Origin of the sequence: Zavarzinella formosa DSM 19928, from assembly GCF_000255705.1 — a bacterium.
In the GTDB taxonomy this organism is placed as follows: domain Bacteria; phylum Planctomycetota; class Planctomycetia; order Gemmatales; family Gemmataceae; genus Zavarzinella; species Zavarzinella formosa.
This window is the reverse complement of the sequence record NZ_JH636441.1, coordinates 496,069-510,867: the sequence shown is the minus strand read 5'-3', so window position 1 is coordinate 510,867 and position 14,799 is coordinate 496,069. Positions and strand designations below refer to the sequence as shown.

General features: G+C 58.7%; 12 protein-coding genes. 9 read left to right on the top strand and 3 right to left on the bottom strand.

The window, feature by feature from the left end; translation table 11 throughout:
• Positions 1-17 precede the first annotated feature (17 nt).
• The 3 genes from BGIM_RS0118540 (at position 18) to BGIM_RS0118530 (ending at position 3,205) form a co-directional block, all read left to right on the top strand.
• Complete coding sequence (locus BGIM_RS0118540) at positions 18-1,142, top strand: radical SAM protein (protein ID WP_020471230.1); 1,125 nt, start codon at positions 18-20, stop codon at positions 1,140-1,142.
• Between the two features lie 115 nt (positions 1,143-1,257).
• A complete protein-coding gene (gene purM, locus BGIM_RS0118535; protein WP_020471229.1) occupies positions 1,258-2,328 on the top strand; it encodes a phosphoribosylformylglycinamidine cyclo-ligase in 1,071 nt (356 codons plus the stop codon).
• A 10-nt stretch (positions 2,329-2,338) separates the two neighbouring features.
• Positions 2,339-3,205 (top strand): RpnC/YadD family protein, encoded by an 867-nt coding sequence (locus BGIM_RS0118530; protein WP_020471228.1) that lies wholly within the window; start codon positions 2,339-2,341, stop codon positions 3,203-3,205.
• Positions 3,206-3,211: 6 nt separating this feature from the next.
• Here BGIM_RS0118530 and BGIM_RS51140 read toward each other — a convergent pair whose 3' ends face one another.
• Positions 3,212-4,270 (bottom strand): type I phosphomannose isomerase catalytic subunit, encoded by a 1,059-nt coding sequence (locus BGIM_RS51140; protein WP_020471227.1) that lies wholly within the window; start codon positions 4,268-4,270, stop codon positions 3,212-3,214.
• A 135-nt stretch (positions 4,271-4,405) separates the two neighbouring features.
• Between BGIM_RS51140 and BGIM_RS0118520 the strand changes: the two genes are divergently transcribed.
• On the top strand, positions 4,406-4,711 hold the full coding sequence (locus BGIM_RS0118520; protein WP_020471226.1) for a hypothetical protein: 306 nt from the start codon (positions 4,406-4,408) through the stop codon (positions 4,709-4,711).
• 1 nt (position 4,712) lies between these two features.
• On the opposite strand, the gene BGIM_RS51135 is transcribed toward BGIM_RS0118520, so the two are convergent.
• A complete protein-coding gene (locus BGIM_RS51135; RefSeq protein WP_020471225.1) occupies positions 4,713-5,288 on the bottom strand; it encodes a DUF2760 domain-containing protein in 576 nt (191 codons plus the stop codon).
• A gap of 211 nt (positions 5,289-5,499) precedes the next feature.
• Between BGIM_RS51135 and BGIM_RS0118510 the strand changes: the two genes are divergently transcribed.
• The 5 genes from BGIM_RS0118510 (at position 5,500) to BGIM_RS0118485 (ending at position 14,335) form a co-directional block, all read left to right on the top strand.
• A complete protein-coding gene (locus BGIM_RS0118510) occupies positions 5,500-6,807 on the top strand; it encodes a PQQ-binding-like beta-propeller repeat protein (protein WP_020471224.1) in 1,308 nt (435 codons plus the stop codon).
• A gap of 106 nt (positions 6,808-6,913) precedes the next feature.
• On the top strand, positions 6,914-8,134 hold the full coding sequence (locus BGIM_RS0118505) for a phenylacetate--CoA ligase family protein (protein WP_020471223.1): 1,221 nt from the start codon (positions 6,914-6,916) through the stop codon (positions 8,132-8,134).
• A 50-nt stretch (positions 8,135-8,184) separates the two neighbouring features.
• Positions 8,185-10,629: a PQQ-binding-like beta-propeller repeat protein gene (locus tag BGIM_RS0118500; RefSeq protein WP_020471222.1), complete on the top strand. Its 2,445-nt coding sequence runs from the start codon at positions 8,185-8,187 to the stop codon at positions 10,627-10,629.
• A 94-nt stretch (positions 10,630-10,723) separates the two neighbouring features.
• The gene (locus tag BGIM_RS0118495; protein ID WP_020471221.1) at positions 10,724-12,547 is read left to right on the top strand and encodes an outer membrane protein assembly factor BamB family protein; all 1,824 of its coding nucleotides are present in this window, start codon (positions 10,724-10,726) and stop codon (positions 12,545-12,547) included.
• Between the two features lie 366 nt (positions 12,548-12,913).
• Positions 12,914-14,335: a hypothetical protein gene (locus BGIM_RS0118485; protein WP_020471219.1), complete on the top strand. Its 1,422-nt coding sequence runs from the start codon at positions 12,914-12,916 to the stop codon at positions 14,333-14,335.
• Between the two features lie 106 nt (positions 14,336-14,441).
• On the opposite strand, the gene BGIM_RS0118480 is transcribed toward BGIM_RS0118485, so the two are convergent.
• The coding region (locus BGIM_RS0118480; RefSeq protein WP_020471218.1) for a hypothetical protein at positions 14,442-14,799 on the bottom strand (358 nt) is incomplete at its 5' end.

Here is a 14,799-nt window from a genome sequence, read left to right as displayed (position 1 = left end):
TTCAAGGAAGGTAACGAATGACTCGGGCCGCCATGAACCGACTTGCCGCCACTTGGGTTCGGCGCCCGTCCGGTTGTTCGGACGTTTATTACCACCGGCCCACCGGGAGAATCGTGAAGGGATCGCTCCCCGCCGAGGCAACAAGCGTTTACTCGTCGCTCGCATTCTGGGACAAAGCCCCCCTGCGGGCCTACTTCGATTACACCAACCTGTGCAATCTGGAATGCTCCCACTGCATCACGAATTCTTCCCCTCATGCGGACACTGCGATTGAGTTGTCCACAAGCCGGGTGCTGGAACTGATTCAAGAATTCGAGGCGATGGGCGTCCTCGAAGTGCAAATCTCCGGCGGGGAACCGCTTGTCCACCCAGACTGGCGGAACATTCTTTCTTGCGTGACGATGTCCGGGATGAATCTCATCCTGACGACCAACGGCACCCGGCTGACGGACAAAGTGGTCGCCGATCTGACGGCCGTTCGGCCCTTGGAAGTGCGGGTGAGCTTCGACGGCGGGCCGAATTTGCACGATCAAATTCGCGGCAAAGGTGTTTATGCCAAAGCGATGGCCGGTGCCGCCCGGCTGGCCGCCAGCGGCATCCAGACGACCGCCCGCTTCACGTTGGTGAAAGATGGCGAACGCGAAATTCCGAAACTCTGCGAAGACTTGAAAAAGATCGGCATCAACCGCCTCAAGGTGGCCGTCGTGAAAGAAGCCGGCCGGGCCGCGATTGGCGATGGTCGCCATCATTTGCGAGAACTCCCAACCCTTGTGGTGGCTTCCCGGTTAAAAGCTCTCGGCGAATCGTGCGGCATGGACGTGCAATTATCCTTGGATGATTTCCCGGTGACGGTCGAGGAATCGCACGACCCGAAACTCCGCGATTCCGAACGGGCCAACTGCGGCGCCGGGTTCGACACCTGCTACATCTCCCCTCAAGGGGATGTGCTGGGCTGCGTCACCATTCCCGGCATGGGTTTTGGCAACCTGAAAAAGCTTTCCTTCCGCGATGTCTGGGAAAGCCGGGTCGCCGCCGACTACCGCCACAAAGCCGAATCCAGCGGCGCCCGTCGAATCTGCGACGCTCTGAACAAACCCGCCGCCGACCGCGAAGAGGGCCGTATCGGGTTGATGTTGGTTTGAAATCAATTTCTCGTTTTCAGTTTTCAGTAAATCCATCGGAATTTCCATTCCGTACAAAAGCTTATGGCGGGCTTGTTGAAAACTGAAAACCGGAAACTGAAAACTCCTCGAAAAAATGTCCACTCCCTCCCTTGATTACAAGTCGGCCGGTCTCGATCTGGACACCTACGAGGACACCATCGGCCGCATCGGCAAATTGGTGAAACGGACGCACGGCCCCGGCGTGATGGACGGCTTCGGCGGTTTCGCCAGCCTCTTCTCGCTCGACATCAACCGCTGGCTGTTCTCCGGGGGATATCGAAACCCCGTCTTGGTCACCTGCACGGACGGCGTCGGCACCAAGCTGAAAATCGCCGCCCTGATGAACAAGTTCGACACGGTGGGCATCGACCTCGTCGCCATGTCTGTGAACGATTGCCTTTGTTCCGGCGCCCAACCGCTGGTGTTCCTCGATTACCTGGCGATGCCGACGGACGACCCGCCTTTGGCCGAGCAATTGGTTCGCGGGATGGTCACCGGCTGCGAACAGGCCGGTTGCGCCCTCACCGGCGGGGAAACGGCCATTCTGCCGGACTTTTACGCCCCCGGCGACTTTGACATGGCTGGCTTTGTGGTCGGCATTGTCGAACGAGATGATGTCATCAACGGCAAAAGCGTTCAACCCGGCGATGTGGTGCTGGGGATGAGTTCCACCGGCCTGCATTCAAACGGTTACAGTCTGGCCCGGAAAATCGCCCTCGAACACGCCGGGTTGAAAGTCACGGATGTCGTGCCGGAACTTGGCAAATCGATTGGCGAAGAACTGCTGACTCCGACTCGAATTTACGTCAAGCCAATTCAAGACCTGCTCAAGCATTACCCGGTGAAGAAGAAAGTCGTCCGTGCGCTGGCCCACATCACCGGCGGCGGCATCACGGACAACCTCCCGCGCGTGTTGCCGGAGAACCGCCGGGCGTTCATTAAGCGGGGAAGCTGGCCGGTGCCGCCGATTTTCACCTGGCTCCAAAAAGCCGGAAACGTGGCCGAGGCCGAGATGGACCGCGTCTTCAACGGCGGCATCGGCTTCACGTTGATCGTCGCCCCGTATTACGCCGACAGCATTGCCGAGCGATTGACGGCCGAAGGCTACCCGACTCACCGCATCGGCGAGATCCGCGAGGGCGAACCGGGCGTGGAGTGGACTTGAAGGCAACGCGATGAGCAAGCCATTTGACGCAACGCTGAACGGGATGATCGACACGGGGCCGGATCAATGGGCCAACCGTTTCGCCCGAATTGCCGGCATTCCACCAGGTCCAAGTGTTCCCGTTGACACCGATCTGGCCACGACATTGCAGGCCGACAAAGTTTTTCGCTTCAATGGACCAAGTCCAAATCTGTTGCATTTGGAACTGGAAGCCAATCCCCGGACAGGTATCCCGTCCGAGTTATTGCGTTACAATACCATCATCGCCCACCAGAATGATCTTCCGGTGGAAACCGTTCTGATTTTGCTGCGCCGCAAAGCCGTGGCCAGCGACATGACCGGCTTGTATCAGCGGATCGGTGTCAACGGAAACATCATCACGGCATTCCGTTATCATGTGGAACGGGTATGGGAACGACCCGCAAACTTCTGGCTCGACGCCGGTCCCGCTTTGGCCCCGCTTTCGTTACTGACCGATGAGGCAGACGCCAATTTGGAGACAGCCCTCGGCCGATTTCAAGAATCATTGCGGGATCAGCGGATCAATGAAACGCTCACCAAAGCTCTGATTGGCTCGTCCTTCGTGTTATGCGGATTGCGATATAATCAGGATCGGATCGCGGACACTTACCGGAGAATGGTCATGTTGATGGAAGATTCGACAACATATCAATGGATTCTTGAAAAAGGTGTTAACCAAGGCATCAGCCTTGGGCAAAAAAACATGCTCTTGCGTTTGGGCGCCAAACGATTCGGCCAGCCGAGTCCGTCGATTGCATCGACGCTGAATGCCATCACGGATTCGGTCCGGTTTGAACGACTCGGGGAACGAATCCTTGACGTCAACACTTGGGAAGAATTGTTGGCGGAAGAGTAACCCGGTTCAGTTATCCGGGTTTTGCCCGCAACCGCATTCCAACAACGTAACCGGTCCACGCGGGATAACTTCGCACACGCCGGTTTCGGCGGGAATCAGCCACACATCTCCGGGCCGGACGGCAAAGGTCCGGTCGTCCCAAGCCATCTCCGCAAGCCCTTCCAAGCCGACAATCATGCGACATTCGCCGACCCGGCCGACGCGGAACAGTTGATCCGTGTTCCAGCGGTCGAGGGAAAAGTATTCGCCGTCGATCAGGGTTTCGCGGGCCGGATGGGGCAGGGGGAACACGGGAACACACGGCCCGAGCGTGTCATCCACGCAGGCCAGTCCCTTTTCCACATGCAAATCGCGGGCTTTGCCGGTTTTTGGGTCGACGCGGTTCCAGTCAAAGAGGCGATAGGTGATGTCGCTTGATTGCTGAATTTCAAAAAGCATCGTCCCGGCGCCGATGGCGTGGACCGTACCGGCCTTGAGGAACAGGCAGTCGCCGGGTTTCGGCGTCATCACATGGAGCAGCGGTTCCAAGTGGCCGACGGCGATGGCCTCGCGCAGTTGGGCCGTTGTCGCCCCCGGAACCAGACCGGCGTACAACCGGGCGTCCGGCTCGGCGGCCAGCATTACCCAAGCCTCGGTCTTGCCGATGCCGGGGCCGTGCGGTTCATGGTGCTTGGCCCGCGAATCGTCCGGGTGGACCTGCACGGAAAGAGGCAGGCGGGCGTCGATGAATTTCAGCAGCAGCGGAAATCGTTTGGTCGTCGCAAATGATTGGCCTAGCAGGCGTTCCGGCATCCGCTCCATAAGTTGCCGCAGGGTTTTGCCGGCGGCGGAGCCTTCGATGATCTCGCTGTGACTATCCCCGTGATCGCTGAGAACCCAAGCTTCGCCGGTCGGTTCGTTCGAAGGGGTTTCCCCGAGCCAGGGCCGCAGGCGCGTGCCTCCCCAGATCGCCGGTTTGAACAACGGGCGAAGGCGAAGCGGCGTCAACAAATCCACGGCCATTCGTTCCAATTCCCGGCGGCTCTCGGCCGTCCGATGGGATTGTCTGGCAACCGTTCCTGACATCGTACCTCCGAGCGTTCCGGCTGGCACGTCTTTCGCCATTTTGACGCATCGCGTCCGCGCCTACCGACATCCAATTCGGATGGGAAAAAAGGTAAACTTTACCTAATTCTTCACCAGCTTAGAACGGGAGTAATCATGGTTGCCAAATTCCTTCCCAAATTACCCTTCGTCGCCACCCTGCCAGGCCCGGACCGGAAGCGGAAACCATGTTTGTACTGTTACCGGGTGACATATCGCAACCCCCGTCCGCTGGAGCCGGGTTGCGTGATGACTTGGGATGTGAAAGGAGGGCGAACCGAATACCAGATCGCCCTCGAACGATTAAGCGAACATGAAATTCGCTGGCATTGTTCGTGTGCGGATGCCGTCTACCGGGGAGATCGTAATCCGTTTTACGTTTGCAAACACGTTCATGCGTTGCAATGTGGCCGGTGGAACTGAGTCAGATTTCCACCTCGGCGGGCATGAGAACAAATTCATCCTGCCCATCCGGGGTTTTCGGGATGTTCATGTTTTTCACCTTCCAACCGGCGTGTTGAAGCGTTCCCTTGAACGGCGGTTGTCCGGTCACATTTCCCACCAAGCGAACCGCCGACGGATCAAACCCGGCCGGAACAGTCACGCTGGCCCCCTCTGGCTGACTCATCACGGATTCTAGCGTCAGGTGTTTCTTCAACACGGTCTGGCTCTTGGCGTGAATGTCCCGCACGGAGGCCCCGATCTGGTCGTCCGTGTAAGGCCCGATGTTTTCCATCAAGAAATCCAGCAACCGGGCATCCCGTTGCAACAACCCCAACAGCCGAATAGGTTCGCCGGAGGGCTTGGGCACCGGCGGGTTGAAGAGATGTTCCAGCTTCTTCGCAAACTCCGCGTCCCCGGCGGCCTTGAGGGCGACTTTTTTGCCAAGGGCCAGTCCGGCCGCGTTGCCGAAAGGCTTGGTCGCCATCGACTTGGCGACGAGAAATCCAATGGCCAATCCGATCACCAAACCAATCCCGATTCCGATTCCGTATTCCATGATGCGATCTCCGCAGGGGTGTTTCTGGAATGAGTGGCTTATGCTACGAACGGGTCGCCCCGGCGCGAACTTGGAACTTGCCGGGGCGGACCTATAATTTCCACGCCGAATGGCAAACCGTGCGAAGCCGTCTAATAATCCGGACGGCGACTCTCCGGCCGGGCGATTTCCGCAGGCCCGTTCGACCCTTGTTACCCCCCGGTGAGGTCTCATGTCTTCGATTCAACTGGCCGCCTTGCTGTTGTCCCTGTCGGCTCCGGCTCCCAAGGACGGCGGCAACGCCGGAGACTGGCCGCAGTGGCGCGGCCCCAACCGCGACGATGTCTCCAAGGAAACCGGACTTTTGAAGGAATGGCCGTCCGAAGGTCCGAAACTCCTTTGGAAAACAGAGAAATGCGGCGTGGGGTACGGCAGCCCGGTCACCTCGGCCGGCAAGATTTTCCTGATGGGCGGGGAAGATTCCGTCAAAGGGGCCAACGAATTCCTGTTGTGTCTGGACGCAAAAGAGGGCCAGGAAGTCTGGCGAAAACCCCTCAACACGGCCGAGGGAAATTACAACCACGGATGGGGCAGCGGGCCGCGAGGCACCCCCACCGTGGATGGCGACAAGGTTTATGTCCTCGGCGCCAAGGGAGACCTCCAGTGCTATGAGACCAAGGACGGCACGCTGGTTTGGGCCAAAAACTTGGTGAAGGATTTCCTCGGGGAAATCCCCGTGTGGGGTTACAGCGAATCCATTCTGATTGACGGGGACAAATTGCTGGTCACGCCCGGCGGCAAAGCCGCGACCAACAAGGGAGCGGTCGCGTGCCTGAACAAAACCAATGGCACAGTCGTCTGGCGAAGCACGGAATATATGGAACCGGCCGGTTATTCGTCCATCGTCATTACAGAAGTGGACGGGATCAAGCAATACGTTCAGCAATCAGCCCAGAGCGTTGTCGGCTTGAGTGTGGAGGGCAAAGTTCTCTGGCGACGGGCTGACATTGGCTACAAGGTGGCCGTGATCCCGACACCAGTCGTTTACAAGAATTATGTGTTTGTCACGGCCGGCTATGGCGCCGGTTGTTCGCTTATCCGTCTGGCGAAAGACGGAGCGGGCATCAAGGCCGAGATGGTGTACAAGAACAAGTCCATTGTCAATCATCACGGCGGCGTGATCCGCGTCGGCGAGTTTGTGTACGGCCATAGCGACAGCGGCGGGTGGGTGTGTCTGGATTTCCTGAAATCCACCACAGCCGATGGCCCGGAGCCGACTTGGACAAGCAAAAAGTTGGACAAAGGAACCGTGACTTATGCGGATGGAAGTTTCTATTTATTTGGCGAAGGCAAAGGGACGGTCGTGAAGATCGCCGCCACGCCGACAGAATGGAAAGAAGAGGGCCGGTTTGAACTTCCCGCCAAGAGCCAGATCCCCCGCCGAGACGGCAAACTCTGGGCGCATCCGGTGGTTTCCAACGGCAAACTGTATATCCGCGACCACGAAGTGTTGATGTGCTTTGACATTGCCGCTAAATGAGGTCGTTTCCAGTTTCCCGTCGGCAATCGTTGAAACGGGCCGCCGTTCTCACTGGCATCTTCGGTTTCAACCAGAAACCAGAAACTAGAAACCAGAAACGAAGAAGATGACATCCCCTTCCTCCCAAGAGCGGCTCGATCATCTTCTCCGGGACATCGTTCCGAAAAACGCCTTTTATTCACGCAAGTTCGCCGGTTGCGATCTCGGCCGGTTCGATCAACTCCCGTTCACCGCGAAGGTTGATCTGGTCCGCGATCAGTTGGAGAACCCTCCCTACGGCAGCACGCTGACGTTTTCCCGCGATCACTATTCCCGGTTGCACCAATCCTCCGGCACGTCCACAGGGCGGCCCCTGCGATGGCTAGACACGCCTGATTCATGGAACTGGCTGTTGGGTTGTTGGAGCGAGATGTTCGCTCATCTCGGACTGACACGCTCGGATGTGTTTTTCTTTCCGTTCTCGTTTGGCCCGTTCCTCGGTTTCTGGACGGCGTTTGAAGCGGCCGCGAAGGATGGCTATCTCTGTCTGCCCGGCGGGGGGCTTTCCAGCACGGCCCGGTTGCGGTTCCTGCTCGATCACCGGGCCACAGTCATTTGCTGCACGCCCACCTATGCCCTGCATCTTGCCGAGTTGGCCGCCGCCGAGGGATTGGACCTTGCCGGTTCGGCCGTGCGGATGCTGATTGTCGCCGGGGAACCGGGGGGCGGAATCCCGGCCACCCGAAAACGGATTGAAGAAGTTTGGGGCGCCCGCGTCTATGACCATTATGGATTGACCGAGGTTGGGCCGTCCGCCATCGAGGCGACGGACACCCCCGGCAGCCTGATTGTGCTGGAAAGCCAGTACGTCGCCGAAGTGATCGATCCGGCGGGAACGTCTCCCGTGGCCGATGGTCAACCGGGCGAGTTGGTCCTGACCAACCTCGGTCGGCACGGATCGCCCCTGATTCGCTACCGCACCGGGGATGTGGTAAAAGCCCGGCGAACGCCGGATGGGAAATTGCTGTTGGATGGTGGCATTCTCGGGCGAACCGACGACATGATCCACCTCCGCGGCAACAACGTCTATCCGGCGGCCATCGAGGCGGTGATTCGTCGATTCCCGGCGGTGGTGGAGTTTCGGATCACGGTGGATCGAACCGGCCCGTTGACCGATTTGGGCATCGAAATCGAGCCGATCGTTGGTCATTCCACCGGTGATTTACGGGAAGCCGTGAGCCGGGCGATCCGGGACGAACTGCTCTTCCGGGCCGACGTGATCGTCGTCTCGGCCGGAAGTTTGCCCCGATATGAGATGAAAGCGAAGCGAGTGGTGGTAAAACAATGAGCGAATCGGCTCATTGCCTGTTTTCAAAAACCTCCGGAGGAGCGCTCTCCATGACACGACGACGGATCTCGGGCTTGTTCGGGGCGTTGGTCGCCCTTTTGGGGCTGGCCCCGACGACATACGCCACCGATTGGATTCACTGGCGTGGGCCGGGCGAAAGTGGGTTTTCCCGTGAGTTGGATCTTCCCGCCACTTGGGACCCCGCCACGCCCGGCCGGGAGAACCTGATTTGGAAGGTTCCGTTCGGCTGCCGGTCCACCCCGCTGGTGATGGGCGGCCATGTGTATTTCGTCACCTCCTTCGGGGACGTGCCCCGCACGCAGACGGCCGCCGAACGACTCGTCACTGGCGAGCGGGTGGTGTGCCTGAATGCGAAAACGGGCGAGAAAATTTGGGAACAAAAATTCAATGTGTTCCTCACGGACATTGTGACCAACCGGCTCGGCTGGGCCAACCTCACGGCCGACCCCGTTGGCAAGAAAATCTACTGTCATTCGTCGGCCGGCTTCCTCGCCTGCATGGACGGCGAGACCGGCAAAGTGGTCTGGCAACACCAACTCACGGAAGAGTACGGCCGGGTGACCGGTTACGGTGGCCGGGTGGCCACGCCGGTCTGCGACAGCGGCTTGGTGATTATCGGCATGGTGCAGGCTTCTTGGGGCAACTATGCCCGCGGGTTGCACCGCTTTGTGGCTTTTGAACAAGAAACCGGCAAGGTGGCTTGGTGGTCCGAAGTGGCCGGCGACTACAAACTGGCGACTTATTACAGCAATCCCATCGTGGCCAACATCAACGGGCAACGCTTGATGATTTCCGGGGGGGTGGATGGCAGCCTGCACGCCTTCCAAGTCCGCACCGGCAAATTGGTTTGGAGTTACAAGTATTGTGCCACCGCCGTGAATCCTTCCCCGGTGATTGTCGGCAATTATGTGCTTTGTTCCCACGGAGAAGAAAACCCCGATGGCGGCGACATCGGCCGCGTGATTTGTGTGGATGCCTCCAAGGTGAAAGACGGCAAGCCAACCTTGGTGTGGCAATACCGCGACGGAACTCGCTTCGGCCTCGCCTCCCCGGCCGCCGACGACAAATACCTCTATGTGCCGGATGATGCCGCGAAGCTCTACTGTTTCGACATTTTCAAGGAACCCACCGGCACCCAAAAGATCAACAAGTTCCTCTGGAAATTCAACTACGGAACGCTGTCCCGTGGTTCGCCGGTGATCGCGGACAACAAGGTCTTCATCAGCGGCGTGGACGCCCGATATGCCATCATCCCCCTGAACGGGAAGAAGGTTCCGGAAGGCTCCCACGAAATCCGGTTCAAGGCTCCTGTCGGCGGCGTGGGCTTGGTGGAAGTGCATTGCACCACCGCCATCGCCGACGGGAAGGTTTATTTCTCCACTCGGGACGAGTTCTTCTGCATTGGTAAAAACGGAGCGGACTCCGTGGCCAAGTTTGGGAAGATCCCCGAACCTGCCCCCGAAACCCCGGCCAAGGAAGATGACGCCATCGCGAGCATCCAAGTCTTCCCGGCCGATGTCGTGCTGGCCGCCGGCGGCACCACCGAGTTCAAAGTGAAGGCGTTCAACGCCAACGGGGTGGAACTCAAGAATGCGAAACTCGACGGAGTGACGTGGTCCCTGCCGGCGCCGCCCGCCCCGAAGGTTCCCGGCAAGGAACCCGCGAAAGAAGCGCCGAAGGAAGCTCCCAAAGGGAAGGAAGCACCGAAGACGGCCGGACCGCCGCCGCTTGACGGGACGATTGACGAAAAGGGCGTGCTGACGCTTTCCAAGCGACCGGCCCAGCAGGGTTATGTTCTCGCCAAACTTGGCGACAAGACCTTCATGGCCCGCGTGCGGGTCGCCCCCGGATTGCCGTACAAGCAGGACTTTGTCCAAGTTCCGGTCGGCGGGATTCCCGGCGGTTGGATTAACACCCAAGCCAAATATGTGGTGGTCGAAAAAGACGGTGTGAAAGTTCTCTCGAAAACGAACACCAACCCGTCCCCCCCAGTGGCTCGCGCCTATGCCTACATCACTCCCCCGGAAACGACCGGATACACGATTGAATCCGACATCATGGGCGTAGAACAGAAAGACAAGCTGCCGGACGGCGGCATTCTGGCGAACCGATATACGTTCTACCTTGACGGCAAGACCGATGAAAAGGGTGAACGCACGGTTCGCCTGATCTCTTGGGAAGCCCTTCCCCGGATCGACGTGGCCGCTCCGTTCACATGGAAATCCGGTCAATGGTATCGCCTCAAGCTGAGCGTGGAAGTCGGCGAGAAAGAGGCGGTTGTGAAGGCCAAAGTCTGGGCGAGAGGCGAAGCCGAACCGGAGAAGTGGACGCTGGAGTTCACCGACCCGCTGCCGAACCGCGAAGGGGCCGCCGCCCTGTATGGCTACGTGACCAACGCGGACAAGGATGCCCCCGGCTCCGAGATCTATTACGCAAACATTTCCATCACCAAAAACGGCGCAGCGAAGAAATAGTGGCTGGTTGTCGAAAACGGCAATTGAAAAGACTTGGCGGGCGGGGATGATCAGCCCCCGCCCGCCGGGATGACTTCACCAAGGAACTCAAAACATGAACAAACTTTCCCGATGGGGATTGGCCGGACTGGCCGGGGCGACACTGGGTGTCGGCGCGGCCGTCTATTTCGGAGGCGCCAAGCCGAATCTGATCGGTGAGGTTCGGGCCGACGAACCGAAGACCGCCGCCCAGACGACCACCCCGGCCGCCAAAAAGGGCGACCACACGATGTTCGGCGGCACGCCGGACCACAACTTCGTGAACCTCGTGGCCACCGACATTTCGGCCACGTTTGACAAGAGCGAGGAAGACGAAAAAGTCTCCGTGCTCGGCAAGCGCATCAAGTGGAAACAACCCTTGGGTTCGCGAGCCTACGGCGGGCCGACGATCGCAGGGGGCAAAATCTTCGTCGGCACGAACAACGAAAATCCCCGCAACAAGCGTGATCGCGGCAAGCCCACGGACGACGATCCCAATGGCCCGCCCATCGACAAGGGCGTCATCATGTGCTTTGAGGAAGCCACCGGCAATTTTCTCTGGCAATTTGTCAACGACAAGCTGGAATCCGGTCAGGTGAACGACTGGCCCCGGGAAGGCATTTGCTCCACGCCGACCGTCGAGGGGAACCGGGTCTACTTCGCCACCAACCGCTGCGAAATTGTTTGCGCGGACGTGGACGGAATGGCCAACGGCAACGACGGCGTCACCAACGAAAAACACAAGGAAAAGACGGACGCGGACATTATCTGGTCTTTGGACATGATCAAAGACCTGAAGGTTTTCCCGCACAACATGACGGCCTCATCGCCGTTGATTATCGGGGATCTTCTTCTGATCGTGACGGCCAACGGGGTGGACGAGAACCACATCAACATCCCGTTCCCGGAGGCCCCGAGTTTCCTCGCGTTGAACAAGAACACCGGCAAGGTGGTCTGGAAGAGCAACCTGCCCGGCAAGGCGATCATGCACGGCCAATGGTCGAACTGCTCGGTCGGCACGATCAAGGGCAAGCCGCAGGCTATTTTCCCCGGCGGCGACGGCTGGCTCTATTCGCTTGAATTGGAAACCGGCAAGGTTCTCTGGAAGTTCGACGCGAATCCGAAGGACTCCAAGTACGAGCTTGGCGGCAAGGGAACCCGCAGCGACTTCATCGGCTCGCCGGTGATTCATGAGGACAAGGTCTACATCGGCACCGGCCAGGATCCCGAGCACTTCGAGGGCATCGGGCACTTCTATTGCATCGACGCCTCAAAGCAGGGCGATGTCTCCCCGGATCTGGTGACCGACGCCGCCAAAGATCCGCCGGAAACCAAGCCGAACCCCAATTCGGCGGTCGTCTGGCACTACGGCGGCGAAGAAAAGCGGCCGTTTGCCAAGCGGGACTATGCCTATGGCCGGACGATGAGCACCGCCTGCATCATCGACGGCGTGTTGTACATCTCCGAACTCGCCGGATACCTCCACTGCCTGGACGCCAAGACCGGCAAGAAGTTCTGGCAGTTCGACACCAAGTCCGCCATTTGGGGCTCGCCGTACTACGTCGATGGCAAAATCCTTTTGGCGAACGAAGACGGCGACGTTTACTTCTTCAAACACGAGAAGGAGCAAACCGTTCTTGACGAGGTGGCCGAAGGCTCCGCCGCCGGGGTGGCCGCCGAGAAGAAAGCCGGCATCGACGGAAAGGACTCGGCCGATGCCAAGAAAGCCGGACGGGACGCGAACGACGAAGCCATCAAAGCGATGAAGGACAAGGTGAAGGCCAAGTTCCTGCTCACCAAGGTGGAAATCGGCGAAGCCGTCCGCAGCACCCCGGTCGTGGCCAACGGCCAACTGTACATCATGTCCGAAAAGACTCTGTTCGCCGTTAATCCGAAGTGATGCTGAATTGATTGAGCGACATTCGCAAGGGGCGGGCCAATTGGCCCGCCCCTTGTTCGTTCTGATCGGAAACACCGTTGTTCTTTAAGAGTGGGTGTGCGAAAATTATCACACCTGCGGACAATCGGATCGACAAATGGACATCAAAGAAACATCTCCAGAACCGCACCAAGACACAGCGATTTTTAAGCCCGAAGACTTTGCGGAATTTCGGCGGCGACTTGCCGAACATTGTGAAAACCCCGACTCGGGAGTGCCTTGGTCTGAGATACAAAGACCTGTTCGCGAAAGGCATCTGCCACATTCTTCAGAATGAGTTTTTCGACTAAACAGATTTAATCCATCGTCCTCCTCGGGCTCTCCCTCATGACCACCAAAATCACCCCCGACACCTACCGTTCTTACCGGAATTTGCCGCCGCTGGCGGGTCTTTGCACGCTGGCGCAGGCCGCCAAGCCGGGGTTGTCCATTGAGGCTTGCACCACCCGGTTGAAGGAGATTCATTATGCCCTCAAGCGATTGCAAGAGATCCTCACGGCCCGCATCACGTCTGAGCCGATCTATGAGTTGAAGACGGGTTTCGCCCACCATGCCCACCTGTGTGCGGAACATGCGGACGCCCTGAGAACCCGCGTGGGGGAAATGCGGGAACCACCGCTGGGGTTGGAAGCCGTCCCGCATCCGGCGTGGGAGATCTTCTTTGATGAAATCCTCGCGGCGAGGACGACCGAGGAACTCCTCGTCGGCCTGTACGACCACGCAATGCCCGAACTTCACTCCCTGATGTTCCATTACTCCGAGGACACCAACCCGCTGACTGACGCCCCCTCCCGGCGAGTGTTGCGGTTTGCGATGCTCGAAGTAGAGGACATGATCGACTTTGGCGAAGCCAGCGTCGATGCCCTCGTGACCCCGGACTTCCGCACAGGGTTTCATGAATGGGAAGAGTTGCTGCAAAACTGCCTCAAGGCTGTTGACGGGAAAATCCCGGTCGAATCACTGGAACGGCAGTATTCCGCGACGCCCTATGTTTATGATCCGCTGCCGAAACGAGATGAACGCTGGAAGGATCAATGGAACCAAGGGGTGAACGCCGAGGCCTTCCTCTACGACGAGAACATGCCCGCGAAAGCCAAGGCCCTGATGATGCTTTTCAAGCGCATCCGCGAAGTGGATGTGCCGGAGATGATGTCAAGCATCCTGACCCAGACCAAGGGCAAACCGTCGAAGTATTACCGGGACATGACCCGACAAATGTGGGACGAAGCCCGGCACGCGATGATGGGGGAAGTCGGCTTTGTCGCCCTCGGCGTGGACTGGACGGCCGCCCGCATCACCTTCAACTGGTCGATGCGGCTCAACACTGAATGCACACCGATGGAACGCCATGCCGTGCTTTATTTCATCGAGCAAGGGTTGATGCCCCGCACCGGCAAACGCTACGAGTGGGAAGTGGCCCAGGAGTCCGGCATCCCGCTGATGGCAACCATCCAAGATTTCGACTGGGCCGATGAAGTTTTGCACGCGGCCATTGGCCGACAGTGGTACATCCCCGAATTCGGGCACATCAACAAAGCCTTGGAATATGGGGATAAATGCTGGAGCAAAATCACCAGCAACTGGCAGGAAGTGCGGGAAAAAGGACTGACCAGCCATGAAAACTGGTGGCCCGCCCTGTATTCGCAAGCATGCAAGGCATGGGGAGCAACCGCCGATGCGAAAGCACTGGCCTTCGCGACCACCTATGATGGCAAACGAGCGGATTTGAAGGAAATTCACGCGGATTGATGGCGGCCCGTTCTGCAAACAGCCTGTGCAGGTAACCGGCGAGGGATATTACTTTCTACTGCAATCAAGAGCCCCACTGCGTGAGCGGCAGTCGTGTGAAGATCTTTCAAGGAGTTCTCCGCAAGACCCGGAAGACAGAATCGTGAGGTTTTTCCTGCCGGAGTTTCTTGGTTTTTGGCTTCGGGGGACCGGAGGGCCGGGGGCGGGCGGACTTGGTCCATTTGCGATGCCACGTTCCCTGAAGCAACTTCAGTAACCACGCCTGAAGTTGCTCCGGCCCGAGAGGGACCAGCAGGAGTTCCAGATGGGCGGGGGTGAGCAACCTCGCCACGGTCGTCAGTTCGGACCGCACGTCGCGGAACAACATCTCCCCCGAGACCTTCTCCGGCGGCCTGTCGTTGGCGACGGCCGCATATTGATGAACCATCCGGATCAGATTGTAAACCACCAGGCACAGCGACATT

Coding starts and splice junctions, on each gene's coding strand:
- BGIM_RS0118540 (WP_020471230.1), top strand. CDS start 18: ATGACTCGGGCCGCCATGAACCGACTTGCCGCCACTTGGGTTCGGCGC.
- purM (WP_020471229.1), top strand. CDS start 1,258: ATGTCCACTCCCTCCCTTGATTACAAGTCGGCCGGTCTCGATCTGGAC.
- BGIM_RS0118530 (WP_020471228.1), top strand. CDS start 2,339: ATGAGCAAGCCATTTGACGCAACGCTGAACGGGATGATCGACACGGGG.
- BGIM_RS51140 (WP_020471227.1), bottom strand. CDS start 4,270: ATGTCAGGAACGGTTGCCAGACAATCCCATCGGACGGCCGAGAGCCGC.
- BGIM_RS0118520 (WP_020471226.1), top strand. CDS start 4,406: ATGGTTGCCAAATTCCTTCCCAAATTACCCTTCGTCGCCACCCTGCCA.
- BGIM_RS51135 (WP_020471225.1), bottom strand. CDS start 5,288: ATGGAATACGGAATCGGAATCGGGATTGGTTTGGTGATCGGATTGGCC.
- BGIM_RS0118510 (WP_020471224.1), top strand. CDS start 5,500: ATGTCTTCGATTCAACTGGCCGCCTTGCTGTTGTCCCTGTCGGCTCCG.
- BGIM_RS0118505 (WP_020471223.1), top strand. CDS start 6,914: ATGACATCCCCTTCCTCCCAAGAGCGGCTCGATCATCTTCTCCGGGAC.
- BGIM_RS0118500 (WP_020471222.1), top strand. CDS start 8,185: ATGACACGACGACGGATCTCGGGCTTGTTCGGGGCGTTGGTCGCCCTT.
- BGIM_RS0118495 (WP_020471221.1), top strand. CDS start 10,724: ATGAACAAACTTTCCCGATGGGGATTGGCCGGACTGGCCGGGGCGACA.
- BGIM_RS0118485 (WP_020471219.1), top strand. CDS start 12,914: ATGACCACCAAAATCACCCCCGACACCTACCGTTCTTACCGGAATTTG.